The 18,393-nt window shown below is 65.9% G+C and carries 18 protein-coding genes and 1 pseudogene; 10 read left to right on the top strand and 9 right to left on the bottom strand.

What is annotated here, in order from left to right; translation table 11 throughout:
- Positions 1-19 precede the first annotated feature (19 nt).
- Genes leuB through JQ617_RS20655 form a run of 4 tightly spaced genes read left to right on the top strand, consistent with a single transcriptional unit; the run spans position 20 to position 3,910 of the window.
- Positions 20-1,159, top strand: a complete 1,140-nt coding sequence (leuB, locus tag JQ617_RS20670) for a 3-isopropylmalate dehydrogenase (protein ID WP_212027915.1) — start codon at positions 20-22, stop codon at positions 1,157-1,159.
- Positions 1,159-2,208, top strand: a complete 1,050-nt coding sequence (locus JQ617_RS20665) for an ABC transporter substrate-binding protein (RefSeq protein WP_212027914.1) — start codon at positions 1,159-1,161, stop codon at positions 2,206-2,208. The genes leuB and JQ617_RS20665 overlap by 1 nt, the downstream gene beginning before the upstream one ends.
- Complete coding sequence (locus JQ617_RS20660) at positions 2,205-3,038, top strand: ABC transporter ATP-binding protein (protein ID WP_212027913.1); 834 nt, start codon at positions 2,205-2,207, stop codon at positions 3,036-3,038. Before JQ617_RS20665 ends, JQ617_RS20660 begins: the two co-directional genes overlap by 4 nt.
- On the top strand, positions 3,035-3,910 hold the full coding sequence (locus JQ617_RS20655) for an ABC transporter permease (RefSeq protein WP_212027912.1): 876 nt from the start codon (positions 3,035-3,037) through the stop codon (positions 3,908-3,910). The genes JQ617_RS20660 and JQ617_RS20655 overlap by 4 nt, the downstream gene beginning before the upstream one ends.
- A 6-nt stretch (positions 3,911-3,916) precedes the next feature.
- On the opposite strand, the gene JQ617_RS20650 is transcribed toward JQ617_RS20655, so the two are convergent.
- Positions 3,917-4,810: a LysR family transcriptional regulator gene (locus JQ617_RS20650; RefSeq protein ID WP_212027911.1), complete on the bottom strand. Its 894-nt coding sequence runs from the start codon at positions 4,808-4,810 to the stop codon at positions 3,917-3,919.
- A gap of 108 nt (positions 4,811-4,918) precedes the next feature.
- Here JQ617_RS20650 and JQ617_RS20645 point away from each other — a divergent pair, with 108 nt between their 5' ends.
- Together JQ617_RS20645 and JQ617_RS20640 are read left to right on the top strand one after the other, a co-directional pair.
- Complete coding sequence (locus JQ617_RS20645) at positions 4,919-6,559, top strand: FAD-dependent oxidoreductase (RefSeq protein ID WP_212027910.1); 1,641 nt, start codon at positions 4,919-4,921, stop codon at positions 6,557-6,559.
- A 78-nt stretch (positions 6,560-6,637) separates the two neighbouring features.
- Entirely contained in the window at positions 6,638-7,618 is a 981-nt protein-coding gene (locus JQ617_RS20640) for a Bug family tripartite tricarboxylate transporter substrate binding protein (protein ID WP_212027909.1), read from the top strand.
- 27 nt (positions 7,619-7,645) lie between these two features.
- Here the strand turns inward: JQ617_RS20640 and JQ617_RS20635 are convergent, their stop codons facing one another.
- Entirely contained in the window at positions 7,646-9,010 is a 1,365-nt protein-coding gene (locus tag JQ617_RS20635; protein WP_212028294.1) for an aminotransferase-like domain-containing protein, read from the bottom strand.
- 156 nt (positions 9,011-9,166) lie between these two features.
- Here JQ617_RS20635 and JQ617_RS20630 point away from each other — a divergent pair, with 156 nt between their 5' ends.
- A complete protein-coding gene (locus tag JQ617_RS20630; RefSeq protein WP_212027908.1) occupies positions 9,167-10,027 on the top strand; it encodes a DMT family transporter in 861 nt (286 codons plus the stop codon).
- Between the two features lie 10 nt (positions 10,028-10,037).
- Here the strand turns inward: JQ617_RS20630 and JQ617_RS20625 are convergent, their stop codons facing one another.
- The 3 genes from JQ617_RS20625 to JQ617_RS20615 all read right to left on the bottom strand — a co-directional run bounded on the left by JQ617_RS20625 (position 10,038) and on the right by JQ617_RS20615 (position 13,481).
- Positions 10,038-11,252, bottom strand: coding sequence for an EAL domain-containing response regulator (locus JQ617_RS20625; RefSeq protein WP_212027907.1), 1,215 nt, complete (start codon positions 11,250-11,252; stop codon positions 10,038-10,040).
- 283 nt (positions 11,253-11,535) lie between these two features.
- Entirely contained in the window at positions 11,536-11,961 is a 426-nt protein-coding gene (locus JQ617_RS20620; RefSeq protein WP_063684942.1) for a hypothetical protein, read from the bottom strand.
- 356 nt (positions 11,962-12,317) lie between these two features.
- Positions 12,318-13,481: a hypothetical protein gene (locus JQ617_RS20615; RefSeq protein ID WP_212027906.1), complete on the bottom strand. Its 1,164-nt coding sequence runs from the start codon at positions 13,479-13,481 to the stop codon at positions 12,318-12,320.
- 339 nt (positions 13,482-13,820) lie between these two features.
- On the opposite strand from JQ617_RS20615, the gene JQ617_RS20610 reads away from it, so the two are divergent.
- Positions 13,821-14,444: a helix-turn-helix domain-containing protein gene (locus tag JQ617_RS20610; RefSeq protein WP_063684940.1), complete on the top strand. Its 624-nt coding sequence runs from the start codon at positions 13,821-13,823 to the stop codon at positions 14,442-14,444.
- Positions 14,445-14,492: 48 nt separating this feature from the next.
- On the opposite strand, the gene JQ617_RS20605 is transcribed toward JQ617_RS20610, so the two are convergent.
- From JQ617_RS20605 to JQ617_RS20590, 4 genes are all read right to left on the bottom strand, one after another.
- The gene (locus tag JQ617_RS20605) at positions 14,493-14,741 is read right to left on the bottom strand and encodes a hypothetical protein (RefSeq protein ID WP_212027905.1); all 249 of its coding nucleotides are present in this window, start codon (positions 14,739-14,741) and stop codon (positions 14,493-14,495) included.
- Positions 14,742-14,837: 96 nt separating this feature from the next.
- Entirely contained in the window at positions 14,838-15,215 is a 378-nt protein-coding gene (locus JQ617_RS20600; RefSeq protein WP_212027904.1) for an Hpt domain-containing protein, read from the bottom strand.
- A 149-nt stretch (positions 15,216-15,364) separates the two neighbouring features.
- Positions 15,365-16,063 carry a Crp/Fnr family transcriptional regulator gene (locus JQ617_RS20595; protein ID WP_212028293.1) on the bottom strand — a complete coding sequence of 233 codons (699 nt, stop codon included), beginning with the start codon at positions 16,061-16,063 and terminating at the stop codon, positions 15,365-15,367.
- A gap of 189 nt (positions 16,064-16,252) precedes the next feature.
- Positions 16,253-16,960, bottom strand: coding sequence for a Crp/Fnr family transcriptional regulator (locus JQ617_RS20590; RefSeq protein WP_212027903.1), 708 nt, complete (start codon positions 16,958-16,960; stop codon positions 16,253-16,255).
- Between the two features lie 224 nt (positions 16,961-17,184).
- Between JQ617_RS20590 and JQ617_RS20585 the strand changes: the two genes are divergently transcribed.
- Complete coding sequence (locus JQ617_RS20585) at positions 17,185-17,391, top strand: hypothetical protein (protein WP_212027902.1); 207 nt, start codon at positions 17,185-17,187, stop codon at positions 17,389-17,391.
- Positions 17,392-17,472: 81 nt separating this feature from the next.
- Positions 17,473-17,881 (top strand): annotated as a pseudogene (locus JQ617_RS20580) (response regulator).
- Positions 17,882-18,393: the final 512 nt, after the last annotated feature.

The following is an 18,393-nucleotide window of genomic DNA, read 5'->3' as shown; positions in this document are numbered from 1 at the left end:
TCGTCAGGACACATCAGGCATGAACACGCTCTCGAACATGATCAAGGTCGCCGTGGTCGGCGGCGAAGGCATCGGCCCTGAGGTGACCGACCAGTCCCATCGCATCCTCAAATGGTTTTCGGCCCGGCGCGGCGTTCCCGTCGCGCTGCGCGAAGCGCAATACGGACTCATCCCTTACCTCGCGACAGGCAAGGTATTGCCTGATGACACCGTCGAGGCGATGGAGGAGGCCGACGCGATCCTCTGGGGCGCGACCGGCGGCCCCGAGACCACGGAGGTTCCGCCGGCCGCGCGCAAGGCCGGCAGCCTGCTGTCGCTGCGCAGCAAGTACGATCTCTATGCCAATCTCCGGCCTATCGTCGCAAGTCCAGCGCTGGCGGACTCGGCGCCGCTCAAGGCCTCGGTGCTGAAGGATGTCGACTTCATCATCATCCGCGAGCTCACCAGCGGCATCTATTTCGGCGAGCCGCGCGGCATCGAAACGCTGCCGGACGGCCAGCGCCGCGGCTTCAACACCCAGCAATACACCACCAGCCAGATCCGCCGGGTGGCACGAACCGCGTTCGAGCTGGCGCGGACGCGCAAGGGCCGGGTCTGCTCCGTCGACAAGGCCAACGTGCTGGAAACCAGCGTGCTGTGGCGCGAGGAGGTCATTGCGCTGCATCAGGCGGAATTCTCCGATGTCGAGCTGACGCATCTTTATGTCGACAACGCCGCGATGCAGATCGTGCGGGCACCCTCGCAGTTCGACGTCATGGTGACCTGCAACATCTTCGGCGACATTCTCTCCGATTGTGCGGCAATGGCGTCGGGCTCGCTCGGCATGCTGCCGTCGGTCTCGCTCGGGCCGCCTGATCGGCTCGGGCGCCGCAAGGCGCTCTATGAGCCGGTCCATGGCAGCGCGCCCGACATTGCCGGCAAGGGCATCGCCAATCCGCTCGGCTCGATCCTCAGCGTCGCAATGATGTTGCGCATCACCCTCAATCGGCCTGATGATGCCGTGCTGCTGGAGAAGGCCGTGGATGCGGCCCTCGCCAGCGGTGCAAGAACGGCCGATATCGCCGAACCCGGCGCAAGAAGACTGTCGACCCAGGAAATGGGCGATGCGGTGCTGAACGCGCTCGATAAAGTGGCGGGCAAAGAGAGGGAGCACGCGTGATGAGGACTGGGATCACCAGACGGTCTGCGCTGACGATTGTCGCCGGCGCCGGTGCCACCATGGCTGCGGGGCGGGCCTGGGCGGACAATCCGTCCGGCCGCGTGATCTATCCGGTGGCCATTCCGGTCTATCAGTCGCAGTTCGTCGCCGACCGCATCGGCTTTTTCAAGGAGGCCGGCCTCGACTGCAAGCTGATCCAGGGCGGCAGCGGCGTGAAGACCCGCGAGATCATTGCGTCGTCGCAAGGCGATATCGGCATCGGCGACATCACCCACCCGATGCAGCTCAGCAACCACGGCCGCGCCGCGCGCGTGCTGATGCCCGTCGATACCCGCAGCAACGCGGCGATCTTCATCATCCGTAAGGATCTGTTCGACCAGGGCATCACCACGCTGGAAGCGCTGGCGAAGTGGAAGCGGCCTGATGGACGCAAGCCGATCGTTTCGGTGTCCTCGCTCGGCGGCACCAACCACGTCTGGGCGTCCTACTACATGGAAACCATGGGACTCGACGACAAGGTGACCTGGATCGGCACCGGCAATGTCGACACCATGATGGGCACGCTGAAAACCAAGCAGGTCGACGTTCTCATCAACTCGCCTTCGATCCTGAAGGATTCGGTCGAGCAGGGCTGGGGCGCGCTGCTGTTCGACGGAACGGACGAGGCGGTCTGGGCCAAATATATCGGCGGCAAGGTTCCCGTGACCTCGCATTTCTGCCTGCAGTCGAGCATCGACAAGGACCCCAAGAAGATGCAGGCGTTCGTCACGGCGCTGTGGCGCGCGACCCAGTGGATCAAGGGACACTCGCCCGAAGAGATCTATGACGCGATCGAGCCCTATGTCGGGAGCACGTCGCGCGATGCGAACATTTTCGACTGCGGCGTCATGAAGAAGGTCACCGACTACGATTGCGTCATCGATGCGGCCAGCTTCGAACGTGGCCAGAAGGTCTGGTTCCGCGAGATGACCGGCATCAAGCCGCTTGCGATGGCCGACGTCGTCAACACGACCTTCATCGAAGCCGCGCGCAAGGCCTATCCCGCTTGAGCGTGCGGGCCCTCCACGCGCCTGAGGTCGACGCGCCGCCCGACGCGCGGCGCATCGACGTGCGTGGATTGTGCAAGACGTTCCAGCTGGCGGGGACCGCGATCGAGGCGGTGCGCGACGTTTCCTTCAACGTCCGGCGCGGCGAGTTCGTCGCTCTTCTCGGGCCCTCCGGCTCGGGCAAGAGCACCGTCCTCAACATGATCGCGACGCTGCTCAAGCCGACCAGCGGCCAGATCCTGATTGACGGGACGCCCGTCATTCACGGGCAGGCGACGCCTGACGTCGGCTATGTGTTCCAGCGCGATACCCTGTTTCCCTGGCGCACCGTTGCCGACAACATCGGCTACGGCCTCGAGCTCGCCGGCGTCCCGGTGGCGGAGCGGAAGGATCGCGTCAATGCCTGCCTGAAGCAGGCCGGGCTGGAGGGTTTCGGCAATGCCTATCCTTCCGCCTTGTCGGGCGGGATGCGCCAGCGCGCCGCCCTGATGCGAACGCTGGTCGTCGAGCCGCAGGTCCTGCTGATGGACGAGCCGTTCGGCGCGCTCGACACCCACACCAAGATCGACATGCACGACGTGCTGCTGCGCATCTGGGAGCGCGAGCAGCAGACCGTGCTGTTCGTGACGCATGACCTCGGCGAGGCCCTGACGCTGGCGGACCGCATCATCCTGTTCTCTGCGCGGCCCGGCCGGATCAAGGAGAGCTTCGAGGTGGATTTTGCCCGCCCGCGCAACGCCGTGAAAATCCGGGAGACGCCGCGCTATGCCGAGCTGTTCCAGCTGATCTGGCACTCGCTCGGCGAGGAATTCATCAAGGGCCGCAAGCCATGAGACGCGCGCGCCACGCCGGCAGGACCTTCGCCTGGCAGATGTTGATCTGCGTCTGCTTCCTGGCGATCTGGCAATGGGGATACGCGCTGCACGACCGCCTTCCCTGGCTCGTGCCTGATCTGCTCGATCCCTACTTCATCTCCAGGCCCTCGGACATCTTCGAGCATTTCCTGATCCTGAGCTGCCTCAAGTCCAAGCTCGGCGTGTTCAACGGCTGGTTCAATGGCGAGTTCGCCCGCTGCATGGCGCGATCCGAGAACAATCTCTGGATCGCGACCGCGGTCACGCTGAAGAACACGTTCTTCGGCTTCGTGACCGGTGTCAGCAGCGGCTTCGCCGCGGGCCTCGTGCTCGGCCGTTCCGACAAGCTGAGCGCGATTTTCCAGCCGTTCATCACCGCGGTGAATTCGATTCCCCGCATCGCGCTGGCGCCGATCATCGTGCTGGCCTTCGGCATCGGCGATACCTCGAAGGTGGTGACGTCGTGGATCGTGGTCGTCTTCCTGGTGTTCTTCAATACGTTCGAAGGCGCGCGCTCGATCGACGAAGGCTTCATCAACGCGGCGCGGCTGCTCGGCGCCAGCGAGTGGCAGATCACTCGCACGGTGGTGATCCCCTCGACCATGGCCTGGGTGTTCGCTTCGCTGACGCCCGCGATTTCTTTCGCTCTGATCGGCGTGATCGTCGGCGAGTTCATCGGCGCGGAGCGCGGCATCGGGCGTCTGATCATCGAATCCGAGGCGCGCGCCGAAGCTTCGGGCATGATGGTCGCCGTCGTCGTGCTGATGCTGGTCGGCGTGGCGCTGTCCGCGCTGATCTGGCGATTGCAGGCCTATCTGCTGCGCTGGCAACAGCACAATCTCGCGGAGTAGTCCCGGTCACGGCCCTGCCAGCACCGCCCGCGCGGTTGCCACAAACGCCTGCGCCGCCGGCGACAGCGTCCGTCCCTGCCGCTGCAGCAGCGACACCGGCCGCGTGATGGCCGGCCGCACCAGCGGCCTTGCGATCAGTGTCGGGAACTGGTCGGCCGGCAGCATCGTCGCGGGCAGGATGGCGAGGCCGAGGCCTTGGGCGGTCATGGCGAGCGCGGTGTTGATCAGCGTCACCTCATAGGTCGGATCGAGGCGCTTGCCCTGGGCGCCCAGGGCCTGGTCGATCTGCATGCGGATCCGCGTCTCGCGCCGCATCGCGATCGTCGGCGACTGCGCCAGCTCGTCCCATGTCAGCGCGCGCCGCGCGGCGAAGTCCGCGGTGCGGCGACCGATCGCGCTGAGGCGGCCGCGGGTCAGCGTCTCGATCGTCATGTCGGCGAATTCGCCCTCCACGCTGCCGATCGCGAACTCGGCATCGGTCGCGCCGAGGCGCGGAACGAGATCGTCGGCGGCGACATCCCGCATGTCGATCTCGATGTCGGGATGGGCCGCACGGAATTTCGCCAGCACCGACGGCATCAGCGCCGATGCGGCGCCGGCCGATGCCAGAAATACGACGCGGCCGGCGCGCGCCTGCGCGAGGTCGCGCATGCGGCGCGACAGGCCCAGCGCATCGCTCAGCATGCGTTCGGCGGCGTGGAACGCCTCGTCGGCGGCCAGCGTCGGCTGCACCGAGCGCGTGGAGCGGTCGAACAGTTTTACGCCGAGCTGGCTCTCCAGCTGCTGGATCAGCAGGCTCGCGGCCGACTGCGTGATCCCGAGCTCGCGCGCGGCCCGCGTGATGCTGCGTGTCCGATACACGCCGGTGAAGGCGCGCAATTGGCGCAAGGTGACATTCATAGGAAATGCTCATGAATTGATGAGTTCTTTCTGGCTTATCTTATAAGCGAGCCTGCAATAAAATGCATGCTGCGGGTCAACGAATCCGCGGCGACAGAGGAAACGAGCATGAGGACGCAGGTGCTGGTCGTGGGCGCCGGGCCCGTAGGATTGACCGCGGCCATGGACCTGGCCTCACGCGGGATCGACGTCGTCGTCGCGGAGATCCGCCATGCCGGCGATCCGCCCAGCGTCAAGTGCAATCACGTCTCGGCGCGCTCGATGGAGATTTTTCGCCGGCTCGGCGTCGCTGCCAAGCTGCGCGACGCAGGGCTGCCCGCCGACTTCCCGAACGACTGCTCCTACCGGACCACGGCGACCGGCATCGAGCTCTGCCGCATCGACATTCCCTCGCGTGCGCGCCGCTATAGCGCGACCGGCGGTCCCGACACCTGGTGGCCGACGCCCGAGCCGCCGCACCGGATCAACCAGATCTATCTCGAGCCGATCCTGTTCAGCCATGCCGCGGCGCAGCCGCGCATCAAGATCCTGGCGCGCACCGAAATCACTGAGATCGAGCAGCACGACGACCACGTCGTCGCGCTGGCGCGCGATCTCGATAGCGGAAGCTCGCTCCGCATCGAGGCGTCGTTCGTGATCGGGTGCGACGGCAGCCGTTCTCTCGTTCGCAAATGGATCGGCGCCAACCTCTCCGGCACGCCGGTGATCCAGCGCGTGCAATCGACCTTCATCGAGGCCCCGCAGCTCCGGGAATTGATGGGTGCGCACAAGCCGGCCTGGATGGTGCTCTCGCTCAATCCGCGGCGCTCGGGCACGACGGTCGCGATCGACGGCCGCGACCGCTGGCTGATCCACAACCATCTGAGACCCGACGAGCCCGAGTTCGACTCGGTCGATCGCGATTGGTCCATCCGCGCCATTCTCGGCGTCGACGAGCGTTTCGAATACAAGGTCCTCAGCAAGGAGGACTGGGTGGGGCGTCGCCTCGTCGCCGATCGCTTCCGTGACCGCAGGGTCTTCATCTGCGGCGACGCCGCGCATCTGTGGATGCCCTATGCGGGCTACGGCATGAATGCGGGGATTGCCGACGCCGTCGACCTCTCCTGGCAATTGGCGGCGCATCTGAACGGCTGGGCGCCGGCCTCGATCCTCGATGCCTATGAGGCGGAGCGCCAGCCCATCACCGAGCAGGTGTCGCGCTTTGCGATGGAGCACGCGATGAAGCTGATGGCGCAGCGCGGCGGCGTGCCTGCGGAGATCGAGGACGCTACGCCGCGCGGCCAGGCGGCACGTGCGACGCTGGCCAAAGCGGCCTACGAGCTCAACGTGCAGCAATATTGCTGCGCCGGATTGAACTTTGGCTATTACTACGATGCGTCGCCGATCATCGCCTATGACGGCGAGACTCCGCCGCCTTACGCGATGGGCAGCTTCACGCCGTCCACCGTGCCCGGCGCCCGCGCGCCGCATCTGTTCCTGCGCGACGGACGATCGCTCTATGATGCCTTCGGCGCCGGCTACACATTGTTGCGGTTCGACCCGGCGATCGACGTGACGGGGCTGCGATCGGCGGCGCAGGAACGCGGCGTGCCGCTCGCGCTGGTCGACATTGCGCCGGACGAGGCCAATGGCGCCTATGCCGAAAAGCTGGTGCTGGCGCGGCCCGATCAGCACATCGCCTGGCGCGGGCAGGTCGTGCCTGACAATCCAGTGAGCCTGCTGGCGCGCATCACCGGCGACGCGGCGTAGGGCGACTTCGAGCATGCGGCCCGTGGCGCAGGCCGCCGGCCGGACTTCAATGACAAGAACGCACCGGGGAGGAAGAACGTGTTTCACGTTGCAAGGCGCCACATCCTGGCCGTGCTGGCGGCCGCGGCTATCGCAGTGCTGCCGCTGCAGGCGAGCCGTGCTGCCTATCCGGAGCAGTTGATCAAGGTCATCGTGACCTTCCCGCCCGGCGGCAGCGCCGACACCGTCATCCGCGCGCTCGAGCCGCTCGTCACCGCCGAGCTCAAGCAGAGCCTCGTGATCGAGAATCGCGCCGGCGCCGGCGGCAATATCGGCATGGCCGCGGTGGCGCAGGCCAAGCCCGACGGCTACACCCTCGGCGTTGCCCCCGCGGGCGCGCTGACGGTGAACCCGCATCTCAATTCATCGATGCCGTTCGAGCTGAAGGACCTCGCGCCCATCACCCTGCTCGCGGAGATTCCCTTCGTGCTGGTCGCGTCAGCGAATATCCCCGCGCACAGCACCGCGGAGACGGTCGCGCTCGCCAAGGCCAAGCCGGGTGCGCTGTCGATCGGACACGGCGGCAACTCCACGGCCATGCATCTGACCGCCGCGCTGTTCACGCAGAAGACCGGGATTGCGATGGAGCTGGTCCCCTATCGCGGGACGGCGCCTGCGACGGTCGATGTCCTCGCGGGGCACGTCCCTTTCGCGGTGCTGGATATTCCGGCGTCGCGGCAATTGATCCTCGACGGCAAGCTCAACGCGATCGGCGTGTCCTCGGCGCGCCGCCTTCCGTCCCTGCCCGACGTGCCGACGCTCGCCGAGAGCGGCATCGCCGGCTTCGAATCTGTTGGCTGGTTCGGCCTCGTCGCGCCGGCCGGCACGCCTTCGGACATCGTCGGCAGATTGAACGAAGCTTTCACGAAAGCCCTGAAGGACCCGTCGGTGGTCGAGAAGATCCGGACCCTCGGCGCAGAGCCGGCGCCGATGTCGCCGGAACAGTTCGGCCGCTTCATCCAGAGCGAGAGCGCGAAATGGAGCAAGCTCATCAGCGAGGCCGGCATCAAGGCGAACTAGGCGAGGCTGGCGGCCCCGGGCGGCCGATCATTTGGCGCTCGCCTTCAGTGCCCTGCGCAGCACATCCCACATCCGCGGTTCGCTCATATGCGCCACGTTGAACCGCATGAAATCCGCCGCCGTCTGCGCCACGCTGAACACGTTGCCCGGCGCCAGCACCACGTCCTCCTCGAGCGCGGCGCGCGCGACCGCGGTGGCGTCCTTCCCGCCCGCGAGGCGGCACCAGAGGAAGAAGCCGCCGCGCGGCATCAGCCAGGGCTCGACGCCTAACGCTTGGAGTTTCCGCGCCACGTCCCTCCGTGTCCGCGTCAGCCTTTGCCGGAGTTCGTCCATGTGCTTGCGGTAGCCGCCGCCGGCCAGGATATTGGCGATGATGTCGGTCGCGGCCGGGCTCGGGCCGCCAAAGCTGGTTGCGACCTGGAGGTCGACGAGATGCTCGATCCAGTCGGCGCGGGCGGCGATGTAGCCGCAGCGCACCGAGGCCGACAGCGTCTTGGAGAAGCTGCCGATACGGATCACCCGATTCAGGCCATCGAGCGCGGCAAGCCGCGGCGAGCGCTCCGGCTCGAAATCGCCGAAGATGTCGTCTTCGATGATGGTGAGGTCGTGCGCGGCGGCCGCGGTCAGGAGCCGATGTGCGGTCTGCAGCGAGAGCGTTGTGCCGGTCGGGTTGTGCAGCGCTGAATTGGTGATGTAGAGCCGCGGCCGCTCGCTGCCGAGGATCTCTTCGAAGCGCGCGACGTCCGGGCCGGACGCGGTATAGGGCACGCTGACGATTTTGGCCTGATGCGCCCGCAGCAGCGCGCGGAAATTGAAGTAGCAGGGATCGTCGACCAGCACCGTGTCGCCGGGACGAAGCAGGAAGCGGCAGAGGAGGTCGGTGGCTTGCGTGCCCGAACCCGTCAGCATCAGCTGGTCGACCGACGCCTCGACCGCATCCTCCGCGAGGCGCGCCAGCAGCAGCCGGCGCAGCGCGAGGGCGCCGGATGTCGAGCCGTAATTGGTCAGGACGCTCGCATCGTTGCGGGCAAGCGCGCGCGCCGCGCGGCGCAGCGCGTCCTCCGGCATCCAGTCCGGCGGCAGCCAGCCGCAGCCGGGCTTGAGCACGCTCTCGTCGGCGTCGAGCGATTGCCTGGAGACCCAGAACGGATCGACTGCGCGGTCGCGGCGCGGTTCGGCCTCGGTCAGCGCGAGTGGCGGCGTGACCGTCGGGGAGACGTAGAAGCCCGAGCCGCGGCGGGCGCGGATCAGGCCTTCGGCCGCGAGGCGATCATAGGCTTCCACCACCGTGGAGGGCGAAACGCCCATCGTCGCGGCAAGGCTGCGAATGGACGGCAGCCGGTCGCCGGCACCGAGCGCGCGGCCGGCGATCTTGGCGCGGATCGCGTCCATGACGTCGATGGTGCGCGTTCCGGCGCGGCCTTTCACTTCGCCATCCAAGTGTATGACCTTCCATACCCATACAGTTTTGCCGGATTGTATTGGATTGTGACTGGTCCCGCCAGCGCGGAAAGCCGAGTGTCGCGTCTCAAGGAGAATGGGACGGACATGCATTCTGCAGGCAGCGGCTGGGGCAACGGGCTTCTCGGCGTCATCATCTTCAGCGGCTCGCTGCCGGCGACGCGCGTCGCGGTCGGCGGCTTCTCCGCGCTGTTCCTGACCTCGGCGCGCGCGGTAATCGCCGCGCTGATCGGCGCGGCGGTCCTCTTCGTTATCCGTCAGGCGCAGCCGCAGCGGAGCGACCTCGCTTCGCTCGCCATCGTCTCTGTCGGTGTCGTGGTCGGCTTCCCCCTGCTGACCGCGCTCGCGCTCCAGCACATCACCTCCGCGCATTCGATCGTTTTCATCGGCCTGCTGCCGCTGTCGACGGCCGTCTTCGCCGTGCTGCGCGGCGGCGAGCGGCCGCGGCCGCTGTTCTGGCTGTTCGCGGTGCTCGGCAGCGCCACGGTGGCCGGCTTCGCGTTCTCCGCTGACGGCTCGGCCTCGCTCACCGGCGATCTCCTGATGGTCGCGGCGATCGTGCTGTGCGGGCTCGGCTATGCCGAAGGCGCTGCGCTGTCGCGCCGCCTCGGCGGCTGGCAGGTGATCTCCTGGGCGCTGCTGCTCGCGCTGCCGTTGATGGTGCCGCTCGCGCTGCTGACCTGGCCCTCGTCGTGGAACGGCGTAGGCGCGCCCGCCTGGATCGGGCTTGCCTATGTCTCGGTCTTCAGCATGTTCGTGGGCTTCATCTTCTGGTACCGCGGGCTCGCCGTCGGCGGCATCGCCCGCGTCGGCCAGCTGCAGCAGTTGCAGCCGTTCTTCGGCCTCGCGCTCGCCGGTTTCCTGCTGCACGAGCCGGTCGCCTGGAGCATGATCGCCGCGACCGCGCTCGTGGTCGTCTGCGTCTTCTTCGCGCGCAGGTATGCGTGAGGCTTGCGCCTCACGCCTGGTCCAGCACCGTCCGCGTCAGCGCGCTCCTTGCGAACTTCTTCAGCGGCATCGGCTTGCCGAACAGGAAGCCCTGCACGAGATCGAAGCCGAGCTCGTTGGCGGCGACGAGATCGGCGCGGCTCTCGACGCCTTCGGCGATGGCACCGACGCCGTAGCCTTGCGCAAGCTCGACGATGTGGCGGCACACCGTGCGCTTCAACCGGTCATCGCCGCTGCCGGTGACGAAGTGCCGGTCGGCCTTGAGCTTGATGAAGGGGATCTTGCCGAGATCCATCAGCTCCGGCCAGTTGGCGCCGAGATTGTCGATCGACAGGCCGATATTGTGCAGACGCACCTCGCGCGCGACCTCGGCGAGGTGATCGAGGTCGCGGATCGCCTCCTCGCTGTCGATCTCGATCGTCAGCCCGCCGAAGGCCGGATGCGTCGGCACGCGGCGGCAGAGATCGTGCACGGCGTGCGGCTCCTTCAGATAGGACGCCGGCAGGTTGATCGAGAGATCGACCGGGCTCTGGTGCTCGAGCAGATAGTGCCAGTCCTGCACGGCGCGCTCGATCACGAACTCCGAGAGGTCGCGCAAGTGCGGATCGTGCGCCTCGGGAATGAAATAGGCCGGCGGCACCACGCCCCAGGTCGGATGCCGCATCCGCACCAAGGCTTCGGCGCCGCTGCGGATCAGCGTCCGCGCGTCGATCTTGGGTTGGTACCAGAGCTCGAGCCAGCCGGCATGCAGGGCTTCGCCGACATGCACGGCGGGGCTCGGCGCCGGCTCTTCCGGCAGCAGCATCGCGACGCGCTCGCGCAGCGTCTCCGCGGCGAAGGGCGTCGTCAGCGGCGGCAGCATCGCAAGGCCATATTCCTCGCCGACCTGCTGCACGGCCCTGACGATGATCGACTCGCGCGCGCCGACGGCCAGCACCTTGCCGTCGAAGGCCTCGCGCACCAGCGTCTCCAGAAATTTCCCGGGCTCGATGCCGTCGGCGGAGATGCCGAGCAGGATCAGGTCCGGCAATTCGCTCGTCAGCACCGTTTGAAGCTCGTCCGCGCTGGCGCATTCGCTGGTGACGAAGCCGAGATCTTCCAGCACTTCAGCGAGGAAAGCGCGCAGGTGGCGCTTGCCGTCAGCGACGCACGCGCGCGGCGTCACCTTTCGCCGTCCGAAGGTCTTGGGCCTTCGCGCGGCGAGTTCAACAATTTCGTCGTTCATCGCAAACCACTCCCGTTCCGCGACAGGTGTTAGCGACGGGAGCAGTTTCAAATAAGGAAGGCTTCAGCCGATTGTTGAATTATCTGGGTAACGTTAAAGCGCGCACCACGTCTAAAATTGTTCGGATCTCTTTGCGGAAGTTTTCACGCCTGTGGCGGGTGACGGTTGCGTGACACCGCCAGCGTCGAAGATTCGCGAGCATCACGGCCGACGCAAGCGCGCGGCCGGTGTCCTGCATCAGGACGCAGACGTTCGCGTTTCGCCCAATTGAATAATGGACGCCTCAATTGCTCGTGGCCTTGTCGTGTTGCGCCATCCCGACCGCCTTGTAGTCGTAGGTCGGATAGAATTCGGTGCGATAGGGACCCCACGCAGTGTCCTCGATGATGCGATTGACTTCGCGCAGCCGCGAGGCCGGCAGGCGCAGCGTGATCACCTGGCCGATGCCCATCATGACGTACCAGCTCACGACCTCGACGCCGGGCGGCGGGAAGGATTTGTAGTAGCCCTGCTTCTCGAGCTGCGCATTCAGCTCGTTCAGCGGCCGCGACTGGTCGTGCTTGAGGAAGACGGTAAGCAGCACGGCATTGTCGGCGGTCGGAGCCGCGCTCCCCTGCGGCGGCGAGGTCTGCGCCATCGTCGTCGACGTGAGCGCCAGCGCGCCCGCCAGCAGTGCCGCCATCGTCATTGTCCGTCGGGTCGATCTCATCGCGGTTTCCTTCCCATGCGCGTGCGATGGGCCGGAGGATAGACGCGGCGCCTGCGGGCGAAGAACTCATATTCGCGCGATACGCGCATGTTCCGCTGCCGCTCGTGACGGTTCTGCGACAATGCGCGCGGCCGCGACGGCGAAAGTGTGAACCGCATCACATGTGCATTGCCGCAACTGGGCTATTGCTCCGCCATAGCCGGGTGGTGGGCTGTCGAGGATTACAGCTATGTCGATGCGGCGAGTGATGTATTGGTGGTTCAGATTCGTGGTGTCAGGGCGATTCATGGATCGCTTCCTGTGCCTGCCGCGCTAGCCGCGCTGCTCAAGGCGGCCGCTCGCGGCCGAACCCCGATCTAGGTCTGTCCGATCAATTTGCGAAACGCCGCCGCGCCGTCCTGCATGGCGTCACGGCCCTTCCAGGCGAGGTAGGAGAGCTTGCCGCCGAGCGTGTCGTGGCTGCGCAGCCGGCGCGAGCCGAGGATGTGGCCGACATTGGACGGGAAGCGGCTCACCTCGGCGGAGACCAGCGCCGCGATCGCGTCCATCAATTGCTGCAGGCGGATGCCCCACTCGGTGGCCTCGATGCCGTCGATGCGGACCTTGAGCGCATATTCGGTCTCGTAGATCTCGCTGAGCAGGTCGCGGGCAACCAGCACCCGATTGTGCCGGAGCGCGATCCTAAGTGCGAGGCGCTTGTCGTCGAGCCGGTCGAGCACCATGGGAACGACGCAGGCATAGGGCGTGGCGGCGACGTCGGCGGCGGCCTTGCTCGGGGCGGCCTTGGTGGCGAGGCGCACCAATTCCCAGGACGTCTTCAGCCGCCGCGCCACCAGCGCCAGCGCGAAGGGCAGCGCATCGGGATGGGCCTTCTTGAAGGCGTCGAGCTGTGCGGTGATCTGGGTGACCTTGCCGTCGTCGAATTTCGCGATCTTCTCGGGCAGCTTTTCGTTGAACTTCGGCAGCGCATCGCCGGCGCGCAGCACGTGCTGCATCTTCCTCACGTCGTCGAAGGCGGTGCGCGACGCCGTATATTGCGCGAGCTTGCCGCGGGCGAATTCGGTGCTCTCCGCCGAGCTAAGGGTGTTCTCGAGGACCTTGATGACCTTGGTCTGGAAGACGGACGCGATCTTCTGCACTTCCTTCGGGTTGTTGGCGGTCACCTGGTCGTTGATCGCCTTGACGTAGTCGCGCGCCATGGTCGGCAGCAGGTCGCGGCAGATCCACTCCCAGATCGGCGTGAGCGTGTTGCGCGAGATCCGCCCTGCATTGGCATGCTCGGGTGCGCCGTCGATCAGCAGCAGCTCGAGCGGTGCGAAGAAATAGCGGGACGGGCTGGTGGCGCGCGCCTGGGTGGATCCGTCCTTGCGGAACTCGGCGCGCAGGCGCGACTGGATCTCGGTCGAGCCCGGCATGTCGATGCCGCACAGCTCGAGACGCTCGAGCTCGCTGAGCAGGCAGCTGCGCGACAGCGGCGTCAGCCTCTGCAAGAATTCCGACAGCCGGTCGATCTCGTTCATGGCACGCAATCTTCCGCAACGATTCCAGCTGGCCTACCGGCCCAATGCGTGGAGGCATTTGCGCGCTCTCAATCGTGCCCTAGAGAAGCAAGTCGCCGTTAATTAATCCGTAAAATCCGGGGGTGGCGGACGCCGGGGCGGAAGGGCGGATTAAGGAAATCGAGCCTGTCTGCCCGGAATCGGGGCGAAATCCTCAACCCCTGCATGGTCGCCGCAAGCTTCGCGCAAGCATAAATTGTGCCGATGCCGATGTTTTAGCGCAAAACCGCCAAAATCACCGTAGTCTTACGGAGCAAAAAGTTAACCACAGACCCGCCCCGGTTCCGCTAAACAGGTCACATGGGGTCACAGAATGATACGGCCGCCGATTCGCGGCCGTCGGAATGGTACGAAACCGGCACTGCTCCAACCGAAGAGCTCGATTTCGTCCGTCTGAACGCCGCCCGGGCCAAAGCGGCAGACGAAATGGCGGCCGCCATCGCCCGCGAGCTGAACGGTCCCCTCACCGCGCTCCTGCTCTACATGGGCGAGATCAAGCATCACAGCGATCAGCTCGCCCCTGTCGCCGGCGACCGCGTCTACCTTCAGCGGGTGGTGGAGAACGCGCTGGCGCAGACCGAGCGCGTTTGCGGCCTGGTCAAGCAGCTCGCCGGTCCCCACAAGGGCGGCTCGGCGCTTCCGCCCCGGATCGAAGACGCCGAAGCGAGCGTTGCGCGCGTACAGCAAGTCCAGCGCGTGCCGAGCGCCGAACTCCTCGGCCTGTCGGGCCAGAAGCGGCTCACCAAGCGCGAACGCGAGGTGCTGCGTCTGATCAGCGAGGGTTATTCGAACAAGCAGGGTGCGCTGCGGATGCAGATCAGCCCGCGCACCTTCGAGAGCCATCGCGCCGAGGCGATGCGCAAGCTTGGCGCGCGCAACACCGCCGATCTCGTCCGCGCGGCGCTGCTGCATTCGATCGATTGAGGCCTCGTCTTGTGCCGCCGATGCGCGGCGCGGACCGGAAAATCGCGCTCAGAAATAGTCTTCGGCGAAGGGACGCAGGCGCGGGGAGGGCCGCAGCGGCTTGAGCTCTTCCTTCGCCGCGTTCGGGATGATCGTGATGGTCCAGCGGGGAGGGGTGGTCGATTCCTGCTCCAGCACCGAGCGCACGAAGCCAGTCACCGTGGACTCGCCGGATTTCACGGTCGCCATGCGGCCGTTGAATTGAGCGATGCGGAAGCGACGGACTTCTTTCTGGTCCGCAGTCTCGTAGGTGAACATGGAAACCCTCCTGGTTTCCCGCGACTATCGCCACCTATCATTAGCCATCTCTAAAAATCACAAACCGTAGAAGTACGGCGGGCTTAGCGCGGTCCGCTAGCCCTGCGGCTCCTGCGCGCGGGCGGCGCCGTAGGCAGCGTCCATCTGCGCCAGGAGCTCGTGGAATTCGGCATCGCCGAGCGACGCTGCGGTCTTCTCCAGCCGCAGAGCCAGGCCCGCGAGCCTGACATAGCCGAACGTCCCGGCCGCGCTCTTCAGCGAATGGGCCTCGCGCGCGATCCTGGCGTGCTGCTGCGCCAGCGAGAGCGTGCGGAACAGTTGCAGGCGGGCGCTGGTCTCGCTCCAGAACACGGCGCGCACCTCGCCGGCGCCGTCCTCGCCGATCTCGTGCACCAGTGCCGCATAGGCGGCGGGCTCGCGCGCCGGCTCGAATTCGAAGGCTCCCTGCGCGGGCGCGACGGTCGCTTCAAACATGGGTCTGCCTGTCCTGGTCACGGGTCGTTGGTCGCGCGGCGCTCACGGCGCGGCTCGGCCCATCTCTACGGCATTCGAATTTCCGTTCCGGTAGCAGGACGATGCGGGTTTGCAGGCCTGGATTAGCCGCAGGTTTACCAAGCCAGCGGTCAGCGCTGGCTGACCAGCCGGTCGTACTGCGCCTTCACGATCCCATAGCATTCGCATGCCGTCTGGCGCAGGCCATCCAGGTTCAGGATCTGGATGTGGCCACGGCTGTAGTGGATGAAATTGGCGTGTTGCAAGGTATTGGCGACCAGTGACACGCTGTTGCGCCGCGCCCCGATCATCTGCGCCATCGCCTCCTGGGTCAGCAGCAGCCGGTAGTCGCCCGACAGGTCATGGGTGTGCAGCAGGCAGCGCGACAGCCGCGATTCCACGGGATGCGCGGCGTTGCAGCCTGCGGTCTGCTGGACCTGCGCGTAGACCGCGAGCCCATGGCGCGTGAGCTGTGTCCGCAGGGTGGGGCTCTGGTCGGCCGCGATGCGCAGCCGGTCGAGGTCCATCATGGACGCGACGCCGGGAACCAGCACGATCGCCGTATTCAGCGCGAACGCGTCGCCCATGGTCGAGAGCGTCCCGAGCAGGCTGTCGCGGCCGATCATGGCAACCTGCACATGCTCGCCCTTGGCGAGCTTCACCACCAGCGAGATGACGCCGCGGTGGGGAAAGTAGGCGCGCTTGAGCGTCTCGCCCGTTTCGACCAGCACGGCCTCGTGCGGCAGTTCGACCGTACGCAGGTAGGGCCGGAGTAGCTCAAAGTCATCCGCCGCCAGCGCGGACAGGAAACCGTTGGATGGACGCACCATCGTTTCCAAAATTGCCTCCCGTCTCCTGACTCAGGACGTCGCGGCAAGCGACATCGATTCCGGCACGGGCAAATTCCATCATGTTCACGCCGGGATATATTGGCAATTGGGACAGGTCCGGCTGCGGCGGTCGCTCCCCCGGGGCTGTGTTCACCGCGGCATGCAGGCGGTTGCACCCGGCAGACGTCGCTACGGGGGTCCGAGCAGGCGCGAATGCGAGGCCTTCACCGCCGAATAGCAGTCGCACGAGGTCGCCTTCAGCGCCGGCAGATCGATGATTTCGATCTGCCCGCGGCTGTAGCGAATGATGCCGGCCCGCTGCAGCGCATGCGCAACGAGCGAGATGGCGTTCCGCCGCACGCCGATCATCTGTGCCAGCGTTTCCTGCGTCAGCGGCAGGTTGGCGTTGTCGGACAGGTCGCGGGCCCGCAGCAGCCAGCGCGCCAGTCGTGCCTCGACCGGGTGCATCGTATTGCAGAGCAACGACTGCTGCGCATGCGCAAGCAGAACCTGCTCATGACGCATGATCAGGCCTCGAAACGAAAGACTTGTGGCGGCGATCGTCCGGAACGCTGCGATTTCCAGCGCAGATGCAGTGCCGGGGAAGAGCACGACCGCGTCCGCCGGTGCAATGCCGTCGGCAAGCGCCGCGCCGCCGCCGACCACGCTGTCGCGCCCCAGCATCGCGACCTCGATCGTCTGTCCGTCGGACAAGCTCACGGTGATCGAAACGGAACCGCCATGCGGGAAGTAAACATGTCTCAGAGCGGAACCGGCCTCGCCCAAGACAGATTGCCTGACCATTTCGACCGTCGCCAGATGCGGGCGCAGCAGATCGAAATCCGCAGCATCGAGCATCTGCAGCAACTGATTGGACGGGCGGCCGCTCGTGGTCATGCAGGATCATTCCCATGCGTTCGAGCCAGGATCGGCGCCGCGCCCCTCCATCACTCAGTTGCGCAGCCACAAAAGACTATTGTAGAGGTTGTGGTGCTGTCCATATACCCGTTGCAGGGCAGACAGGCCGAAGCATTTGCGGCGGAAATAAGAATCGCGTGCTGATTCGCGCGCGACCGGCGCCAACTACGTGTCGGTCGGGAAGAACCGGCAAGGGGGTCTTGATGAGCCGGAAGCTTTCGGTGGGCGGCAGACATTGCTTTTCCAATGCCATCGGGCGTCGCTCGATCCGCGCCGCCTCCCTTGCCCGCCACCTTTCATCCACCATCCGCGACTGCTTCGCGCCTTTCCGCGACGCCGCCACATATTTCGCAGTCGTCGCCGCCATTTCCCCGGCTACGCCATTGGCGTCCGCAACCGTCGATATTTGATCCAGATCAGAGGAGAACGGCGTGTCCCACGGTTCATTTTTTGAATCGCCGAAACGGGAAACTCAAACGGGGACAGAAGGTCTGCGCCACATTCTCGTTGTCGACGACGACCCGATGGTGTGCATGGCCATCGAGATCTATCTCCAGCGCAACGATTTTCGGGTGACGATCGCCGATGGCGGCGAAGCGGGACTGCGCGCGCTCGAGCACGAACAGTTCGATCTGATGATCATCGACGCACATGCGCGGCTTCGAATCGATCAGGATCTTTCACGAGCGCGCGCCCACCATTCCGCTGATCGCGATGTCCGGCTACGCGTTCGCGGATCTGAATTCACCTGCGCCCGACTTCCTCCGGATGGCGCTGGAGCTTGGCGCGGCACGCTGTCTGCGCAAGCCGTTCACGCCGGATGCGCTGCTCGCCGCCATCAACGCCTGCCTCGCGGAGCACCGTCCCGACAATGTCGCCGCGGCCGCGCGCCTCGGTTAGCGCGGCACCGGCTGCATCGGCCGCGGGGTAAGCGTTCGTTTACCACGACTGCAGGCCCGGCCGATCGCGGCACGGCATGATGCGATGATCGCGCGAGCGCTGCCGGCCGTGGCCGGTCTCGCCCAAGCCGCGCCTATCGCCCTTCACGGGCAGAACTTTTTCGCGCGTGCCGGGCCGCCCTTAGCGGGATGTTTACCGAACGCTTCCGTTTGTCACGGCGCGGCTCCGGTCTTGCCGAAAAGCGCTGGCGTACGCGGGCAAAGCGCAAACTTCTCTTCAATATCCGTATTAGCACGGAGGATGAAATTAACGGGACCGTGAAAGGGGTTGTCTAACGATCCAGAGAGGAGACTTCCGCCGAATTCCGGGCGCGGCCCAGGCGTCGAAGTCCAGCTCAGTAAGGCGTATCCGATGGATGATCTGTTGCGGGAGTTCTTGACGGAGACCAGCGAGAGCCTGGACACCGTCGACAATCAGCTGGTGAAGTTCGAGCAGGAGCCGAACAACGCCAA

The sequence above is a fragment of the Bradyrhizobium sp. KB893862 SZCCT0404 genome, from assembly GCF_018130885.1.
GTDB lineage: Bacteria > Pseudomonadota > Alphaproteobacteria > Rhizobiales > Xanthobacteraceae > Bradyrhizobium > Bradyrhizobium stylosanthis.
This window is presented reverse-complemented; position numbering and strand designations above follow the sequence as displayed.

Excerpts from the sequence above, each read along its gene's own strand:
- leuB (WP_212027915.1), top strand. The coding sequence starts at position 20 with ATGAACACGCTCTCGAACATGATCAAGGTCGCCGTGGTCGGCGGCGAA.
- JQ617_RS20665 (WP_212027914.1), top strand. The coding sequence starts at position 1,159 with ATGAGGACTGGGATCACCAGACGGTCTGCGCTGACGATTGTCGCCGGC.
- JQ617_RS20655 (WP_212027912.1), top strand. The coding sequence starts at position 3,035 with ATGAGACGCGCGCGCCACGCCGGCAGGACCTTCGCCTGGCAGATGTTG.
- JQ617_RS20650 (WP_212027911.1), bottom strand. The coding sequence starts at position 4,810 with ATGAATGTCACCTTGCGCCAATTGCGCGCCTTCACCGGCGTGTATCGG.
- JQ617_RS20645 (WP_212027910.1), top strand. The coding sequence starts at position 4,919 with ATGAGGACGCAGGTGCTGGTCGTGGGCGCCGGGCCCGTAGGATTGACC.
- JQ617_RS20635 (WP_212028294.1), bottom strand. The coding sequence starts at position 9,010 with ATGGACGCGATCCGCGCCAAGATCGCCGGCCGCGCGCTCGGTGCCGGC.
- JQ617_RS20630 (WP_212027908.1), top strand. The coding sequence starts at position 9,167 with ATGCATTCTGCAGGCAGCGGCTGGGGCAACGGGCTTCTCGGCGTCATC.
- JQ617_RS20625 (WP_212027907.1), bottom strand. The coding sequence starts at position 11,252 with ATGAACGACGAAATTGTTGAACTCGCCGCGCGAAGGCCCAAGACCTTC.
- JQ617_RS20620 (WP_063684942.1), bottom strand. The coding sequence starts at position 11,961 with ATGAGATCGACCCGACGGACAATGACGATGGCGGCACTGCTGGCGGGC.
- JQ617_RS20615 (WP_212027906.1), bottom strand. The coding sequence starts at position 13,481 with ATGAACGAGATCGACCGGCTGTCGGAATTCTTGCAGAGGCTGACGCCG.
- JQ617_RS20610 (WP_063684940.1), top strand. The coding sequence starts at position 13,821 with ATGGGGTCACAGAATGATACGGCCGCCGATTCGCGGCCGTCGGAATGG.
- JQ617_RS20605 (WP_212027905.1), bottom strand. The coding sequence starts at position 14,741 with ATGTTCACCTACGAGACTGCGGACCAGAAAGAAGTCCGTCGCTTCCGC.
- JQ617_RS20600 (WP_212027904.1), bottom strand. The coding sequence starts at position 15,215 with ATGTTTGAAGCGACCGTCGCGCCCGCGCAGGGAGCCTTCGAATTCGAG.
- JQ617_RS20595 (WP_212028293.1), bottom strand. The coding sequence starts at position 16,063 with ATGGTGCGTCCATCCAACGGTTTCCTGTCCGCGCTGGCGGCGGATGAC.
- JQ617_RS20590 (WP_212027903.1), bottom strand. The coding sequence starts at position 16,960 with ATGACCACGAGCGGCCGCCCGTCCAATCAGTTGCTGCAGATGCTCGAT.
- JQ617_RS20585 (WP_212027902.1), top strand. The coding sequence starts at position 17,185 with ATGAGCCGGAAGCTTTCGGTGGGCGGCAGACATTGCTTTTCCAATGCC.